Below are 1,045 nucleotides of genomic sequence, written 5' to 3'. Positions count from 1 at the left end.
CTTCTGTGGCATTAACAACGTCAATGACGTCGACATCCGAAAGTGACAAAGTTCCGGTTGCTGTTAGAGCTATGTTTGATTCTGTCAAAGACTCAGCATCGCTGTCGCCTGCTCTGACATGGATCTCAGGCGCGTCATTGCTGCCTGTAATAGTTACAGTCACCGTAACGGTATCTGTTCCACCCTTGCCGTCATCCACTGTCACATCATATAGCTGCGTAACAGTTTCGCCTTCTGCGAGATGGTCCAAAGCAGAGTCATTAACTTTAAATTCCCAAGTTATTTTTCCTGTAGCACCGCCGGTTGTCTGTGTATCAATTACAGGAGTAAATGTTCCAAGGTATCCCGCTCCTTGAGGTGTAGCAGTTAGAGTTTTTATCTCATCACTTAAGTCCTTATCAGTTACTTCGAAATATCCATTTACTGTGTGGTCAAAGTTGTTTTCATCTACATGTCCGTCAACAAGCTCAGTTACAGCACCTTTAACATCATTCGGGTTTACAACATTAATTACAGGGGCATCATTTGTACCGACCACAGTAATAGTCAAAGTAGTGCTATCTGTTGCACCATGAGAGTCCGTAATGGTATAAGTAAAGACCTCATCCACTGTTTCATCTTTGGCAAGTCCTTGTACTGCCGGCTTAGTGTTATCAAGAGTGTATTTGTAAGTTCCGTCAGAGTTGACTGTTAAAGTTCCATAGGTACCGTCAATTACAGAACCTACCTTTCCTGATACAGAACTGTGTACTCCCTTATCAATGCCCGTAACTGTCAATGTCTCTCCAAAATCAATGGAGTCGTCATTATCAAGCACGTTTCCAGCTACAATCGTCGTGTTAGAATCGTAATCTTCATGAAGTGGATCATCTACACCATCTTCATATACAGTGTTTACGTCAGCATTAGCAATAGGTACATCATTTGTACCTGTTATGGTAATAATAACGTCATGAGTATCACTGGCACCGGAAATATCAGTGGCTTTCACTGTATAAACAAGTATTAATTTATCTCCCTCTGCAAGCTCATCAAAATAATAATT

The 1,045-nt window shown here is 41.4% G+C and carries 1 protein-coding gene; it reads right to left on the bottom strand.

The features are described 5' to 3' along the window. On the bottom strand, positions 1–1,045 hold a 1,045-nt coding region (locus OLM33_10095; protein MCW1714001.1), incomplete at both ends, for a VCBS domain-containing protein.

It is taken from the genome of Synergistaceae bacterium DZ-S4, from assembly GCA_025943965.1.
Taxonomy (GTDB): Bacteria; Synergistota; Synergistia; order Synergistales; family Synergistaceae; genus Caenicola; species Caenicola nitritireducens.
This window is presented reverse-complemented; position numbering and strand designations above follow the sequence as displayed.